General features: G+C 73.2%; 10 protein-coding genes. 8 read left to right on the top strand and 2 right to left on the bottom strand.

From position 1 onward, the window contains the following. The first annotated feature begins 13 nt into the window (after positions 1 to 13). From H4W81_RS42515 to H4W81_RS42545, 7 genes are all read left to right on the top strand, one after another. A complete protein-coding gene (locus tag H4W81_RS42515; protein WP_192779969.1) occupies positions 14 to 1,228 on the top strand; it encodes an FAD-binding protein in 1,215 nt (404 codons plus the stop codon). Next, positions 1,228 to 4,296, top strand: coding sequence for an ATP-binding protein (locus H4W81_RS42520; protein ID WP_192779970.1), 3,069 nt, complete (start codon positions 1,228 to 1,230; stop codon positions 4,294 to 4,296). The genes H4W81_RS42515 and H4W81_RS42520 overlap by 1 nt, the downstream gene beginning before the upstream one ends. Continuing rightward, on the top strand, positions 4,293 to 5,852 hold the full coding sequence (locus tag H4W81_RS42525; protein WP_192779971.1) for a serine/threonine-protein kinase: 1,560 nt from the start codon (positions 4,293 to 4,295) through the stop codon (positions 5,850 to 5,852). Before H4W81_RS42520 ends, H4W81_RS42525 begins: the two co-directional genes overlap by 4 nt. Continuing rightward, complete coding sequence (locus H4W81_RS42530; RefSeq protein WP_192779972.1) at positions 5,849 to 8,737, top strand: AfsR/SARP family transcriptional regulator; 2,889 nt, start codon at positions 5,849 to 5,851, stop codon at positions 8,735 to 8,737. The genes H4W81_RS42525 and H4W81_RS42530 overlap by 4 nt, the downstream gene beginning before the upstream one ends. Before the next feature lie 80 nt (positions 8,738 to 8,817). Further along, positions 8,818 to 9,432 carry a hypothetical protein gene (locus H4W81_RS42535; RefSeq protein ID WP_192779973.1) on the top strand — a complete coding sequence of 205 codons (615 nt, stop codon included), beginning with the start codon at positions 8,818 to 8,820 and terminating at the stop codon, positions 9,430 to 9,432. Beyond that, positions 9,416 to 9,961 carry an OmpA family protein gene (locus H4W81_RS42540; protein ID WP_192779974.1) on the top strand — a complete coding sequence of 182 codons (546 nt, stop codon included), beginning with the start codon at positions 9,416 to 9,418 and terminating at the stop codon, positions 9,959 to 9,961. The genes H4W81_RS42535 and H4W81_RS42540 overlap by 17 nt, the downstream gene beginning before the upstream one ends. A gap of 2 nt (positions 9,962 to 9,963) precedes the next feature. Beyond that, positions 9,964 to 10,560: a hypothetical protein gene (locus H4W81_RS42545; protein WP_192779975.1), complete on the top strand. Its 597-nt coding sequence runs from the start codon at positions 9,964 to 9,966 to the stop codon at positions 10,558 to 10,560. Positions 10,561 to 10,563: 3 nt separating this feature from the next. On the opposite strand, the gene H4W81_RS42550 is transcribed toward H4W81_RS42545, so the two are convergent. Both H4W81_RS42550 and H4W81_RS42555 read right to left on the bottom strand, forming a co-directional pair. Beyond that, positions 10,564 to 11,634, bottom strand: a complete 1,071-nt coding sequence (locus H4W81_RS42550) for a S1C family serine protease (protein ID WP_192779976.1) — start codon at positions 11,632 to 11,634, stop codon at positions 10,564 to 10,566. A gap of 19 nt (positions 11,635 to 11,653) precedes the next feature. Then, a complete protein-coding gene (locus H4W81_RS42555; RefSeq protein ID WP_192779977.1) occupies positions 11,654 to 13,069 on the bottom strand; it encodes an AMP-binding protein in 1,416 nt (471 codons plus the stop codon). Positions 13,070 to 13,133: 64 nt separating this feature from the next. On the opposite strand from H4W81_RS42555, the gene H4W81_RS42560 reads away from it, so the two are divergent. Next, positions 13,134 to 14,033 carry a hypothetical protein gene (locus tag H4W81_RS42560; protein ID WP_192779978.1) on the top strand — a complete coding sequence of 300 codons (900 nt, stop codon included), beginning with the start codon at positions 13,134 to 13,136 and terminating at the stop codon, positions 14,031 to 14,033. Positions 14,034 to 14,065: the final 32 nt, after the last annotated feature.

Genomic DNA, 14,065 nt, shown 5'->3' on the forward strand with positions numbered 1-14,065 from the left:
GCATCAACGGCCTATGGCCGCGATCGTGACCAACTGGGCGGGTAATCTCGCCTTCCACGCCTCTGACGTGTACCGCCCGGCCTCGGTCGAGGAGTTGCGCGTGCTCGTGGCGCGCTCGCCGTCGGTGCGCGCGATCGGCAGCGGCCACTCCTTCAGCGACGTCGTCGACACCAGGGGCGCGCTCGTCTCGCTCGACGCCCTGCCGCGCACGGTCGAGCTCGACGGGTCCACCGTGCGGGTGGGCGGCGCCGTACGGTACGCCGAGCTGGCGCCGCGCCTGCACCAGGCCGGTTTCGCGCTGCGCAACCTGGCCTCGCTGCCGCACATCACGGTCGCGGGCTCGGTGGCCACGGCCACGCACGGGTCGGGCGACGGCAACGGCAACCTCGCCACGGCGGTCCGCGCCATGGAGCTCGTCACGGCCGAGGGCGACCTGGTGACGCTGACCGCGGACGACCCGCGCCTGTCCGGCGCGGTGGTCGGGCTCGGGGCGCTGGGCGTCGCGGTGAGCCTGACGCTGGAGCTGGTGCCCGCCTTCGAGGTGCGCCAGTACGTCTTCGAGGACCTGCCGCTGGAGGTGCTGGACGACCACGTCGACGAGGTGTTCGGCAGCGGTTACAGCGTGAGCCTGTTCACCGGGTGGCGACGGCCCGTGGTCGACCAGGTGTGGGTGAAGCGGGTCTCTGACGAGGCGCCCGATCTGTTCGGGGCCCGCCCCGCCGACGGGCCGCGCCATCCCATCCCGGGCGCGTCACCGGAGCCCTGCACCGAACAGCTCGGCGTCCCGGGGCCGTGGCACGAGCGGCTGCCGCACTTCCGTCCCGAGTTCACCCCGAGCGCGGGCCAGGAACTGCAGTCGGAGTTCCTGCTGCCACGCCGGCACACGGTCGCCGCGCTACGCGCGCTCCACGGGATCCGCGCCGTCCTCGCGCCCGTCCTGCAGATCTCGGAGATCAGGACCGTCGCCGCCGACGACCTGTGGCTGAGCCCCGCCTACGGCCAGGACGTGGCCGGGTTCCACTTCACCTGGATCAAGGACGTCTCCAGGGTGCTGCCGGTGATCGAGACGGTGACGCGGGCGCTGGAGCCGTACGAGGCCAGGCCGCACTGGGGCAAGCTGTTCACCGCGGTCGCCCCCTACGCGCGGATGGCCGACTTCCGCGAGCTCGTCGGAGCCTTCGACCCGCAGGGCAAGTTCGCCAACGACTTCCTGCGCAGGGTCATGTGATGCGCTTCGGTCTCCTCGGCCCCGTCGAGGCGTTCAGGGCGGACGGCGGCCCGATCGCGGTCGGCGGCACCCGCCTGCGCGCCCTGCTCGCGCTCCTGGCCCTCGACGCGGGCCGGATCGTGCCCACGGAGCGGCTCATCGAGGGTCTCTACGGCGAGCGGCCCGTGACGGGCGAGAGCAACGCGCTGCAGTCGCAGATCTCCAGGCTGCGCAGGAACCTCGACACCGCCGTCGAGTTCCACCCCGCCGGATACCGGCTCGTGGTCGACGGCGAGGAGGTCGACGCGCACCGTTTCGAGCGCCTGGCCCGCGAGGGCAGGGCCGCCGGCGCGCCCGCCGTCCGCTCGGAGCTGCTCGGACAGGCGCTGGCGCTCTGGCGCGGACCCGCGCTGGCCGACGTGCGGGAGGCGCCGTTCGCCGCCGCGCAGGCGGCGCGGCTGGAGGAGCTCAGGATCGACGTCACGGAGGACCGCCTCGAGGCGGACCTCGAGCTGGGCAGGCACCGCGAGCTGGTGACCGAGTTGCAGCGGCTGGTGGCGGCGCACCCGGTCAGGGAGCGGCTGCGCGGCCAGCTCATCAGGGCGCTGTACGCCAGCGGGCGCCAGGCGGAGGCGCTGACCGCTTTCGAGGACGCCCGCCGGACGCTCGCCGACGAGCTGGGCGTCGACCCGTCGCCCGAGCTGAAGGAGATCCACCTGGCGGCGCTGCGCGGCGAGCTCCACGCGCCCACGGCCCCGGCTCGGCCCGGCACCCCCGGCATGGCGGCCGGCGGCGGGACGGCGCTGCCGGCGCAGCTCACCAGCTTCGTCGGCAGGCAGGACGACCTGGACCAGGTCGGCCGCCTGCTGGAGCGGGCCAGGCTCGTCACGCTGACGGGGCCGGGCGGCGCGGGCAAGACGCGGCTCGCCCTGGAGGCGGCGGCCGCCGTGCCGGGGGAGGTCGGCCTGGCCGAGCTGGACGGCCTGGCCGAGGGCGGGGACGTCGCCCAGGCCGTGCTCACCAAGCTGGGCCTGCGCGTCGGGCCGGACGAGCCCGATCCTGCCGACCGGCTGGTCGCCGCGCTGGCGGGACGACGGATGCTGCTCGTCCTGGACAACTGCGAGCACGTCGTGGCGGCGGCGGCCGAGCTCGCGCACCGGCTCCTCAGCGCCTGCCCCGACCTACGCGTGCTGGCCACCAGCAGGGAGGCGCTGGGCATCACCGGCGAGAGCATCTGGCCGGTGCCCCCGCTGCCCGGCTCGCTCGCCGTCCGGCTGTTCGAGGACAGGGCGGCCGCCGTCCGGCCCGGGTTCGCGGTGGACGAGCGCAACCTCGCCGACGTCCAGCGGATCTGCCGGGCGCTCGACGGGCTGCCGCTGGCGATCGAGCTGGCCGCCGCCAGGCTCCGCTCGCTCCCGGTGGCCGAGGTCGCCGCCAGGCTGGAGGACGGGCTCGGGTTGCTGTCGCGCGGCAGCCGTACGGCCCAGCCCAGGCACCGCACGCTGCGCGCCGTGGTCGAGTGGAGCTGGAGCCTGCTGGACGAGCAGGAGCAGCGGCTGGCCAGACGGCTCACGGTGTTCGCGGGCGGAGCGGGCATCGAGGCGGTCGAGCGGGTCTGCGGCACACCCGACGCGGTCGAGCTGCTTACCAGCCTGGCGGACAAGTCGCTGGTCGAGATCGTCGGCGACCGCTACAGAATGCTGCAGACGATCCGCGCCTTCTGCGCCGAACGGCTGGAAGAGGCGGGAGAGGTCGAGACCTACCACCGCGCCCACGCCGGCCACTACCTCGCCCTGCTGCGGGAAGCCGCTCCCCACCTGCTGCGCGCCGAGCAGCTGGAGTGGGCGGCGCGGCTCGACCCCGAGCACGACAACCTGCTCGCCGCGCTGGGCTGGGCCGTCGGCGCCGACCACGCCATGGCGCTGCGGATCTTCGCCGACCTGTCCACATACTGGTGGCTGCGCGGACGGCGCGGCATCGGCGTGCGGCCCGCCCGCACGCTGCTCGCCGCGCTGGGCCCGGACGTGCCCGAGGGGCTGGAGGGGGAGTACGCCATCTGCGTGGCCAGCTCGGCCGAGGGCGGCGTCCACCTGGAGACCGCCAAGCGGCTGATGCGCGCCATGGACCTGGTCTCGGACCGCCCGCAACTCACCTACTTCTGGGGCAGCTTCGTCGGGCCCTCCATCGACGACGGATTCCTCGCGGTGATGATGGAGCGCGTCATGGCCAGCGACGACCCTTGGATCAGGGGTCTCGACCACGTCGGCAGGGGCTTCCTCTGCTACCTGATGGAGGGCGACGTCGCGGGGATCGAGCGGGAGTTCTCGCGCGCGCTCGACTACTTCCGCTCTCTCGGCGAGCGGCTCGGCATGGCCATGGCGCTGTCGGAGCTGGTCAGGGTGGCGGCGTGGCGCGGTGAGAGGGAGCGCTTCACCGAGCTGATCGAGGAGGCGCTGCGCCTGGTGGGCGAGCTCGGCGCGCAGGAGGACATCGCCGACCTGCTGTGCCAGCGAGGCGAGGGCGAGCTGCTGCTCGGCGACCTCGACCAGGCCTGGGCCGACTACGAGCGGGCCGCCGAGCTGGCCCGCAGGGTCGGCGCGCTGGAGGGCACCACCAGGGCCAGCTGCGGTCTGGCCGAGGTCGCGAGGCTGCGCGGCGACCTGGAGGAGGCCCGCCACCGCTACGAGGAGGTGTTGGCGAGGGAGTCGAGCGGGTCGTTCGGCGAGTCGCTGACCGCCGTGCAGATCGGGGTCGCGCTGGGCTGGATCGACGCGGCCGAGGGCGAGGTCGAGCGGGCCGCCGCCAGGCAGGAGGCGGCGTTCGCGGCGGCGCTGCACGTGCAGAGCCTGCCGGTGCTGGCGAGCGTGGCCGAGGGACTGGCCGGCGTCTTCTCCCTGCGGGGCGCGCACGACCGGGCCGCGCTGCTGCTCGGCGTGGGGAAGGGGCTGCGCGGCATGACGCTGCCGGGCGACCTGGACGTCGCGCGGGTGGTCGAGCGGGCGAGGGCCGCGCTGGGGGAGCAGGGCTTCGCCGAGGCGTACGCCAGGGGGACGGCGCTGTCCAGGGAAGAGCTGGCGGAGCTGCTATGACCGATCGGACGCTCGGCGGATACACACTGCTCCGGGTGCTCGGACGCGGCGGGATGGGTGAGGTGCACCTCGCCTCGACCCCGACGGGAGGCCTGGCCGCGGTCAAGGTGATCCATCCTTCGCTGGCCCGCGACCCCGCCTTCCAGCGGCGCTTCTCCCGCGAGGTGGACGCGGCGCGGCGGGTGGCCAGGTTCTGCACCGCCCCCGTGCTGGACGCCGGGATCTCCGGCGAGGTGGCCTACCTGGTCACGGAATACGTCAAGGGCCCTGACCTGGCGCACGCCGTCAGGGAGCAGGGCGCCTTCACCGGCGGCAACCTGGAGTCGCTGGCCGTGGGGATCGCCACCGCGCTGTCGGCGATCCACGGCGCGGGCGTGATCCATCGCGACCTCAAGCCCTCGAACGTGCTGCTGTCGCCGCTCGGCCCACGCGTGATCGACTTCGGCATCGCGCAGCTCGTCGGCGCCGACAGCCTGGCCAGCCAGGCGATCCTCGGCACCCCCGCCTTCATGGCGCCCGAGCAGGTGAGAGGTGAGCCGCTGGGGCCGTCCGCCGACGTCTTCGCATGGGGCGGCGTGATCGCCTACGCGGGGACGGGGCGGTTGCCGTTCGGCGGCGGCGCGCCGGCCGAGGTGCTGTACCGGATCGTCAACGACGGCCCCCAGCTCGACGGGCTCGACCAACGGATGCGGGGCATCGTCGAGTGGGCGATGGCCAAGGACCCGGCTCGCAGGCCCACGCCCCAGCAGCTGCTGGCCGAGCTGGTCGGCGGCCGGCCGACCCCGGAGACGGCCACCATGGTCGTCGAGCGCACCTGGTCGGGCCCCGTTCGGCCGGTCGCCCCCGGGTCAGGAGGGCAGGCGGAGCCGCCTCGGCCGCACCACCAGGACAGCCCCACGGCGCCGGCGAAGGGCGGGGCCAGGCGCTGGTGGTCGTGGGCGGCAGGGGCGCTCGCGCTGGTCACGGCGGTGACTGTGGCGGGCGTGCTGGCGTTTCGGCCGTCGCCGACCGAGTGGCCGTACCGGGCGGACTTCGCCGACTCGTGGGAGACGGGCAGCACCGCGGGAGGCACGGCCGAGCAGTCCGACGAGGGCTACGAGCTCACCGCGAACCCCGGCTGGCGGCTGTGGCGGTCGGCCCCCGTCACGTCCGAGCCCGCGAGTGGGGCGGTGGTCGTCGCCAGGGGCCGGCGGATCGCCGGCACGGGCGAGTTCGGCGTCTGGTGCAGAGGCGGGAGCGGCGGCCAGCGCTACGAGTTCGCGGTCACCAGCGAGGGCCGGGCGACCATCACCAAGCGCGGTTCGGGGACGGGCACCCTGCTGCTGGACAGGATCGCCAGGGAGCGGACAGCGGATCGCCGCATCGTCGCCGAGTGCAGGAGCGACGGGGCGAAGACCGTCCTGCGGCTGTGGGTGGACGAGCGGTACGTCGGCATGGTGTCCGACACCCGGGCCCCGCTCGGACCCGGGTCCAGCGGCGTCTTCGCCGCTCCCGACGCCGAGAAGCCGGTCGGCGTCAGGTTCAGCTCGTTCACCGTCCAGGCCGCCAGGGGATGAGCGTGCGGTTCGGGGTGCTGGGCCCGCTGCTGGTGCTGGACGGGGCCACGGAGGTGACTCCCGGGCCCGCCAAGCATCGCGCGCTGCTGGTCGCGCTGCTCATGAACGCGGGCCGGACGGTCACCCACGACCGTCTGGTGGCGGCGGTGTGGGGCGCCGAGCCGCCCGCCTCGGCGGAGGCGGTGCTCAGGGTGTACGTCAGCGCGCTCCGCAAGATCGTCGAGGGCATCAGGACCGTGCCCGGCGGCTACCTGCTGGCGGTCGACCCCGACGAGGTGGACGCGCACAGGTTCGAGCGCCTGGTCGCGCAGGCGCGCAGGGCCAGGGACGCGGGACGGGCCAGGGCGGCCGCCGAGATGCTGGGGCAGGCGCTCGGGCTCTGGAGGGGCCGGGCGCTCGACGGGATCGACGGCGAGCTGCGGCGGGCGCATGCCGTGCCGCTGGAGGAGCTGCGGCTGGCCGCGCTGGAGGAGCGGGTCGCGCTCGACCTGGAGCTGGGCAGGGGCGCCGAGGTGATCGGTGAGCTGCGCGCGCTGGTGTCCGCCTACCCGTTGCGGGAAAGGGCGTGGGCGCAGCTGATGCTCGCCCTCATCCAGGCGGGCCGCAGGTCGGAGGCGCTGGCCGCCTACGAGGAGGCGCGCGGCACGCTGGTGGCCGAGCTCGGCCTCGAACCAGGCCCCGAGCTACGCGAGGCCCACGAGCGGGCGCTGGCCGAGGAGTCGCCGCGAAGGGTGCCCAACGAGACGCCGCCCGACATCGCCGACTTCACCGGCAGGCAGGCGGCGCTCGGCTGGATCAGGGCGGCGCTGCCCGCGCCCGACGCGGCCCCCGTCCACCTGGTGCTGTACGGCCCCGCAGGCGCGGGCAAGAGCGCGCTCGCGATCCACGCGGCGCGGGGGCTCGACCTCCCCGACGGCAGGCTGCACGCCTCGCTGCGCGACAGGACGCCGGGAGCGGTGTTGGAGGACCTGCTGCGCTCGCTCGGCTGTCCCGACGGCGCGGTGCCCGCGTCGCTCGACGAGCGCGTGCGCCTCTACCGCAGCCTGGTGGCGGACCGGCGGGTGCTCGTCGTGCTCGACGACGCCACGAGCGAGGCGCAGGTGCGCCCGCTGCTGCCCACGGGCGCGGGCTCCTTGACGCTGGTGACGAGCAGGTCACCGCTGTTCGGACTCGAGGCGGCCCGCGCCTACCCGCTCGACGTGCTCGAGGCGGAGGAGACGGTGGCGATGCTGGCCAGGATCGTCGGCGCCGGCCGGGTCGCCGCCGAGCCAGGCCAGGCCCTGCGCATCGTCCGGCTGTGCGGGGCGCTGCCCCTGGCGTTGCGCATCGCGGGCTCCCGCCTGGCCCGGCGGCGAGGATGGACGCTCGAGCACCTGGCCGACCGGCTGGGCGACGAGCGGAGCAGGCTCGACGAGCTCAGCGCGGGAGACCTGGCCGTCCGCTCCAGCCTGGCGCTCGGCTACCGGGCGCTGTCCGGCGACGAACGCCTGCTGCTGCGCCGCCTCGGCGCGCTGTCCTCCCCCGACTTCGCGCCCTGGATCGCCGCCGCCCTCGTGGGGCCCGAAGGCGGCCGGATCATGGAGTCCCTGGCCGAGGCGGGGCTGCTCCAGGAACGCGGCCTCGACAGGTACGGCTGGCACGACCTGACCCGCCTGTACGCCGCCGAGCGGCTCGCCGAGGAGGAGGGCCCGGCCGCCGCCGTCCTGGCGGGAGCTGCGGGGGAGATCCTCGACCGGGCGCGCAGGGCCAGGGAGCTGATGCTGCCCGCCGAGCCAGGCTCGGGCCTGACGCTCTCGCACACGGTGGAGCGCGACCTCGCCACCGCCCGCCTGGCGGAGTCGGCGCGCTGGCTGGCCGCCGAGCGCTCGTTCATGGTCGCCACCGTCGCGGATCTGCACCGGGCCCGCCTGGACGAGGCCGCATGGCGGCTGGCCTTCTACCTGACGCCGCTGTTCGAGCTGGGCGCCTACCACGACGACTGGCGGACGACGGCCGCGCTCGGTCTGGATGCCGCGAGGCGGGCGGGACACCGGCACGGCGAGGCGCTGCTGCTGCGCTCGCTGGCCGACCTGCACCGCGCCGAAGGCCGGCTGGAGGAGGCGGCCGAGGCGTTGCGCGCGGCGCTGCCGCTGACCGAGCAGGGCGAGGTGGCGCGCACGACGTTCAGGCTGGGGCTGGTGTACCGGGCGCAGGACCGCCTGCCCGACGCCGAGCGCTGCTTCACCGAGTGCCTGGCGGCCTTCGGCGCCGACCCCAGAGGCGCCGCCGACCCGAGACGCGTCGACCTGAGGGGTGCCGACCCGAGACGCGCCGACCTGAGGGCCGCCGACCTGAAAGGCGCTGACCTGAGGGGTGCTGACCCGCGGGGAGCCGCCGACGCGCTGCGCGCGCTGGGAGAGCTGCGCGGCGACGGGGAGCTGTCGCGTCGCGCGCTCGAGCTCTACCGGCAGCTGGGCGACCCGCGCGGTGAGGCGGCCACCCTCCTCGACCTCGCGGCCCTGTCCCTGGCCGGGCGCAGGACCAAGGAGGCGCGGCAACTGGCGGAGCGAGCGGCGGGGCTGAGCAGGAGGCTGGGCGACGTGCTGCCCGCGGCCGCGGCGGCGCTGCTGCTGGCGCAGGTGGCCAGGGCGGAGGGACGGCCGGAGGCCGCCAGGACGGCGGCAGGGGAGGCGCTGGCCGCGTTCGAGTCGCACGGCGACAGGAGGGGCCGGGCCAGGGCGATGCTGGCGATCGCCGCCGCGTCCCTCGACCTGGATGAGATTGATGGTGCTATTGATGCGGTTGCAGGCACTATGGGAGAGTTTGACGCTCTCGGTGACAGGCGTGGCCTCGCCGAGGCGCAGGAGCTCGCGCGGGAGGCGCGTCGCCGTCGTGGCCTGCGATAACAGCGGGCTATACGGATCCTGAACATCACGCTCCTAGGGTGAGGCTCATCGAAACCCCCGACCGCAAGAGGTAAGGCAGGATGCGAAGAAAGCTGGCCGTGGCGGCGTTGCTGGCCATGGCGTCGACCGGTTGCGGGATGCTGCCCTCCCAACTGGCCTCGGGCGGCGAGGAGAAGCAGCCGATGCAGACCGAGCAGTCCGTCACCGGTCAGTCCACCACCGAGAAGAGCCCGCCGACCAGCGCTCCACCCGCCTCCGCCTCGGTCTCCGCCCCGCCCGCCGAGAAGCTCCAGGCCATCGCCAGCCGCGAGGTGGAGCACAACGAGAACAGCCTGCGCGTCGACATCACGGGGCTCAAGCGCCAAGGCAGGCTCGCGACGCTCACCTGGACGGTCCGCAACCTCGGCCCTTCGGGCGAGCAGTACTACGTCGGCCCCCACCTGGGCACCGGCACCCTCGACTTCACGGTCGCGGGGGTCTCGCTGATCGACCCCGTCAACGGCAAGCGGTACCGCGTGGCCCGCAACGGCACGGGCGACGACGCCCGGTGCGTGTGCAGCCGGGTGAACCAGTACATCAAGAGCGGCGGCGCGCTGGAGATGTACGCCGTATACGGCGCGCCGCCCGCCGACGTCTCCACGGTCACCGTCGAGTTCCCCAACCTCGGAGTGTTCCCCGATGTCCCCGTTTCCTGAGCTGGCGCTGGCGGCGGTGCTGTCGGTGTCCGCGCTGACCGATCCCGGGACGCCGCAGGACGCCACCTACACGGTGGAGGACCTGGTGCTTCCCGTCGAGGACATCATCGCCGAGGTCGAGTCCATGGACGGCGCGCAGAGCGAGTCCAGGACGGGCGAGGAGGTCACCGTCGCGCTGACCAGCGACGTGCTGTTCGCCGTGGACAAGTGGGTGCTGACCGCCAAGGCCCGGCAGCGGCTCGGGCAGGTGGCCGAGAAGATCAAGGCCGAGTCCGCGGGCGGCGTGGTGAAGATCGAGGGCCACACCGACGACCAGGGCGCCGACGCCTACAACCAGGCGCTCTCGCTGAAGCGGGCCCGCGCCGTCCAGCAGGCCCTGCAGCAGTTGGAGGCCGGTGCGGTCACCTTCGAGGCCGCCGGTTTCGGCGAGACCAAGCCCAAACTGCCCAACCTCGTGGACGGCAGGCCCAGTGACTACAACAGGGCCAAGAACCGCCGCGTCGAGATCATCTTCAACGTCAAGGAATGAGCATGCGCAAGCAGATCGCGCTGACACTGACCCTGGTCGCCGGGTTGACCGGCTGTGGCATGCTGCCCGCCCAGCTCGCCTCGGGCGGCGAGGAGAAGCAGCCGCAGCAGGCGACCGCCCAGCAGAGCGACGCCACGCGGGAAAGTGCCGCCCCCACGGTCGCGGCCGGGCAGAGCGCGCCGCCGGAGCAGACCGAGGTCATCGCCGGCCGTGAGGTGAAGGCGGGCGGGGCCGACCTGCTCGTGCAGATCACCGGGCTCCGGCGGCAGGGCAGGGTGGCCACGCTCACCTGGACCGTCACCAACAAGGGCGAGACCAGGTGGGAGATGACCTCGAGCCTGGGTGACACTCCCCTCGGGCTGGGTCTGACGGTAGGCGGGGTCAGCCTCGTCGACTCGGCCAACGGCAAGCGCTACCGCGTCGCCTACACCGGCAAGTACCCCAGCGCCAAGTGCGTGTGCTCGGACTACGACGTCTTCACCGAGCCCGGCGAGGAACTGCCCCTGCACGCCACCTTCGCCGCGCCGCCCGCCGACGTCACGAAGGTCAACGTCGACCTGCGCACGCTGGGCGTCTTCACCGACGTGCCCGTCTCCTGAGGTCTAGGCGTCGAGCTCGCCCAGCGTGACGGTGACCGTGCTGGTGGTGCCGTCCGGTTTCGTCACCTCGACCTTGGCCTGGTCGCCCGGCTTCAGGCCGGCCAGCACCTCCGACAGCGCGGACATGCTCGGGGTGGCGGTGCCGTTCACCGAGATGATCACGTCGCCGGGCGCGATGCCCGCCTGGTCCGCGCCGCCTCCTCTGGTGACGGTGACGATGCCGACGCCGACGGAGGAGCCCGTCGGGCCGATCACCGTGCGGCCGGCGATGCCGAGCGCCGCCTTGCGGGAGTTGGTGACCCTCCCGTCTTTCACGATCTGCGCGGCGATGTCGGTGGCGGTGTTGCTGGGGATGGCGAACCCTATGCCGGGCGCCGCCGCTCCGCCGAGTCCTGGGTCGACGGCGGCGAGCGTCGGGATGCCGATCACCTGCCCCGACAGGTCGACCAGCGCGCCGCCGCTGTTACCGGGATTGATGGCGGCGGAGGTCTGGATGGCGTTGGTGAGGGTCGCGCCGGGAGCGCCGCCGGGGCCCTCGGGCTCGGTGACCGTACGGCCCAGCGCCGACACGATGCCGTTGGTGACGCTGCCGGACAGGCCGAGCGGGTTGCCCATCGCGAGCACGATCTGGCCGACCCTCAGCTTGCCGGAGTCGCCGAATCTGGCGGGCTCGAGGCCGCTGGGGTCCATCACCTTGATCACCGCGAGGTCGCCGGCGGGGAAGGAGGACACCAGTCGCGCGGGCCGTGCCCTGCCGCCGGTGGCGAGCGTGACCTGCATCTCGGTCGCCTCGCCCACCACGTGCGCGTTGGTCACGATGTGCCCCGCCGAGTCGTAGACGATGCCCGAGCCGACACCCACCTTGGTCGTGATCTGCACGATCGACGGCAGCACGTCCTGGATGACCCTCTCGTACTCGGCCTCCAGCGCGCGCGCGGACGTCGTGGCCCCGGTCGCCGCGGCCGTCGTGGCGGGCGCGGGGGTCGTCACCGGAGGAGTCGCCCTGGAGATGGAACCCGAGCAGCCGGAGATGAGCAAAGCTGCGGTACAGACACCCGCGACGATCATCCTCATGCGCGGTTATCTTCCCTCGTCAGCCCGAAAGATACCCGTCCCTGACATCCCGCCTGCTCAGCTTGCCCGTCGGAGTGCGCGGCAGTCGTGCGCGATATTCCACCACCCGCGGATGCTTCAGCTTGGCCAGCCGAGGCGCGCAGTGCCGCAGCAGCTCGGCGGTCAACTCGTCGCCGGGGACGAAGCCGTCGGCCGGCTGCACCAGCGCCACGATCCGGTGACCCCACTCCTCGTCGGGCACGCCGATGACCGCCACGTCGGCGACGGCCCGATGCCCCATCAGGACGGCCTCGATCTCGGCCGGATAGATGTTGACCCCGCCCGAGATGATCAGGTCGGTCCTGCGGTCCAGCAGGAACAGGTAGCCGTCCTCGTCGAGGTAGCCGATGTCGCCGGGGGTGTAGTCACGCCCACGCATCGCCGCGGCGGTCTTGCCCGGGTCGCCGTGGTACTCGAAGCGGTTGACGCCGCCGATGTAGACCAGTCCGGGCTCGCCGGGGGCGGCCTCCATGCCGTCGTCGGCGACGATCGTGAAGGACATGCCGTCCAGCGCCCGCCCCACCGTGCCGGGCTTGGCCAGCCACTCCTGCGACGAGACCATGGTGGCCACGGCCGCCTCCGTCGAGCCGTAGTACTCCCACAGCACGGGGCCCAGCCAGTCGATCATCGCCTGCTTGGTGGCGGGCGGGCACGGCGCGGCGCCGTGGAAGAGGTGGGTGAGCGAGGACAGGTCGTAGCGCTCCCTGTCCGGCACGGCCAGCAGCCGGTGGAACATCGTCGGCACCATGAAGGCGTTCGTCACCCGATGGCGCTCGATCAGCTCCAGCGTGCCGACGGCGTCGAACCTCTCCGGGGCGATGATCGCGTGACCGAGGTTGAGCGCCATCATCGCCTGGCCGTACGGGGCGGAGTGGTAGAGCTGCGAGCACACCAGGTGCACCCCGCCGAACGGCAGCCCGAAGTGCCTCCAGCTCTTGCGCATCAGGATCGGGTAGAGCTCCTCGGGCGGCAGGTCGAGCAGGCGCCGCCGGACGCCCTTGGGCCTGCCCGTGGTGCCCGAGGTGTAGAGCATCATGGAGCCCGCGCGCCGGTGCGGCGGCGCGTCCGAAGGCTGATCGTCCACCCACATGGGCTCGTCGAGGACGACCTTCGCGCGGCAGTCGGCCGCGATGTAGGCGATCTCCTCCTCGGTGAAGTGCCAGTTCACCGGGACGTGGTAGGCGCCGATCTGGTAGGTCGCGAGCATCATGGCCAGCGCCTCGGGGCCGTTGCGCAGCACGGTCACCACCGCGTCGCCCTGCCCGACCCCGCCCTCGATCAGCGCGTGCGAGAGCCTGTTGGCGCGGATGAGCAGCTCGCCGTAGTTGAGGCCGCCCTCCCCGAGCACGGCGGGACGGTCCGGTTCGGCTGCGGCGATCTCGTAGAAGCCCCTCATGCGGGCGACCATACAGAATGACATTCTGTCCAAGGAAGAGCATGAATCACGTAGCCTCAAGGCCATGGCGCACAATCAGGGACAGGAGCCGTATCAACCCTCCTATGACGCGCCCACCACCCCCTTCCAGCGGGTGGAGGTCTCCTCCGCCGACCAGACGATGCGGGTTCCCAAGCCGCCGTCGGCGGGCCCGTTCCGCCCACCGCCCGCGCCGCCGCGCAGGGGGATGATCGCCAGGCTGATCGCGAGCCTGGGTGACGTGCCGATCAAGCTCGTCTACCTCGTGGCCGCGGTGGTCGCCACCGTGCTCGCGGTGGTCCTGATCTTCGCGCTGTTCTCCGGCGACCAGCCGGACGCCGTCGAGCCGCAGCTGGCCGAGGTCTCCCCGCCCGCCGCGCCCGCGCCCAGCTCGACGGCCGACGAGCTGGTGCTGACGCCCGCGCCGGAGAGCCTGGCCTTCCCCGTGCTGCCGGGCAAGGCCAGCAAGGTCGTCGGGAAGATCGAGGACAAGCGAACCGGCCTCACCTATCCCAAGCTCGGCAAGCCGTGGTCGCCCAAGTCGTTCCCGCCCTTCGTGATCGCCCAGCGGGCCGGCAAGGTGGCGCTCCCGCACACGATGATCGCCTCGGCGCCGCTCCCGATCGCGGCCGACAAGCCCTCCTCGCTCGCCGACTACCGGGAGCTGGCCGTCAGAGCGGCCCGGTGGTCGCTGCGCAGCCAGCACCCCGAGGGCGGCACGGTCACCTGGACCGGCTCGCAGAAGCTCGCCGTGGGCAAGGGCTGGATCGTCGGCTTCAGGGTCGACTACACCTTCGGCGGCAAGCGCCAGTCGTCGCAGGCGCTGGCCGCGGTGGTCGACTCGGGCAAGAAGAAGCCCGCGATGCTGCTCGCCACGATTCCGGAGAGCGGCAAGGGCCACTGGCGCGACCTGAACTCTCTGGTGAAGAGGCTACGTTCGTCGTAGAAGCATCCTCTAGAATATGGTTCTGGGAAACC

The sequence above is a fragment of the Nonomuraea africana genome, assembly GCF_014873535.1.
GTDB classification, from domain to species: domain Bacteria; phylum Actinomycetota; class Actinomycetes; order Streptosporangiales; family Streptosporangiaceae; genus Nonomuraea; species Nonomuraea africana.

Coding starts and splice junctions, on each gene's coding strand:
- H4W81_RS42515 (WP_192779969.1), top strand. CDS start 14: ATGGCCGCGATCGTGACCAACTGGGCGGGTAATCTCGCCTTCCACGCC.
- H4W81_RS42520 (WP_192779970.1), top strand. CDS start 1,228: ATGCGCTTCGGTCTCCTCGGCCCCGTCGAGGCGTTCAGGGCGGACGGC.
- H4W81_RS42525 (WP_192779971.1), top strand. CDS start 4,293: ATGACCGATCGGACGCTCGGCGGATACACACTGCTCCGGGTGCTCGGA.
- H4W81_RS42530 (WP_192779972.1), top strand. CDS start 5,849: ATGAGCGTGCGGTTCGGGGTGCTGGGCCCGCTGCTGGTGCTGGACGGG.
- H4W81_RS42535 (WP_192779973.1), top strand. CDS start 8,818: ATGCGAAGAAAGCTGGCCGTGGCGGCGTTGCTGGCCATGGCGTCGACC.
- H4W81_RS42540 (WP_192779974.1), top strand. CDS start 9,416: ATGTCCCCGTTTCCTGAGCTGGCGCTGGCGGCGGTGCTGTCGGTGTCC.
- H4W81_RS42545 (WP_192779975.1), top strand. CDS start 9,964: ATGCGCAAGCAGATCGCGCTGACACTGACCCTGGTCGCCGGGTTGACC.
- H4W81_RS42550 (WP_192779976.1), bottom strand. CDS start 11,634: ATGAGGATGATCGTCGCGGGTGTCTGTACCGCAGCTTTGCTCATCTCC.
- H4W81_RS42555 (WP_192779977.1), bottom strand. CDS start 13,069: ATGAGGGGCTTCTACGAGATCGCCGCAGCCGAACCGGACCGTCCCGCC.
- H4W81_RS42560 (WP_192779978.1), top strand. CDS start 13,134: ATGGCGCACAATCAGGGACAGGAGCCGTATCAACCCTCCTATGACGCG.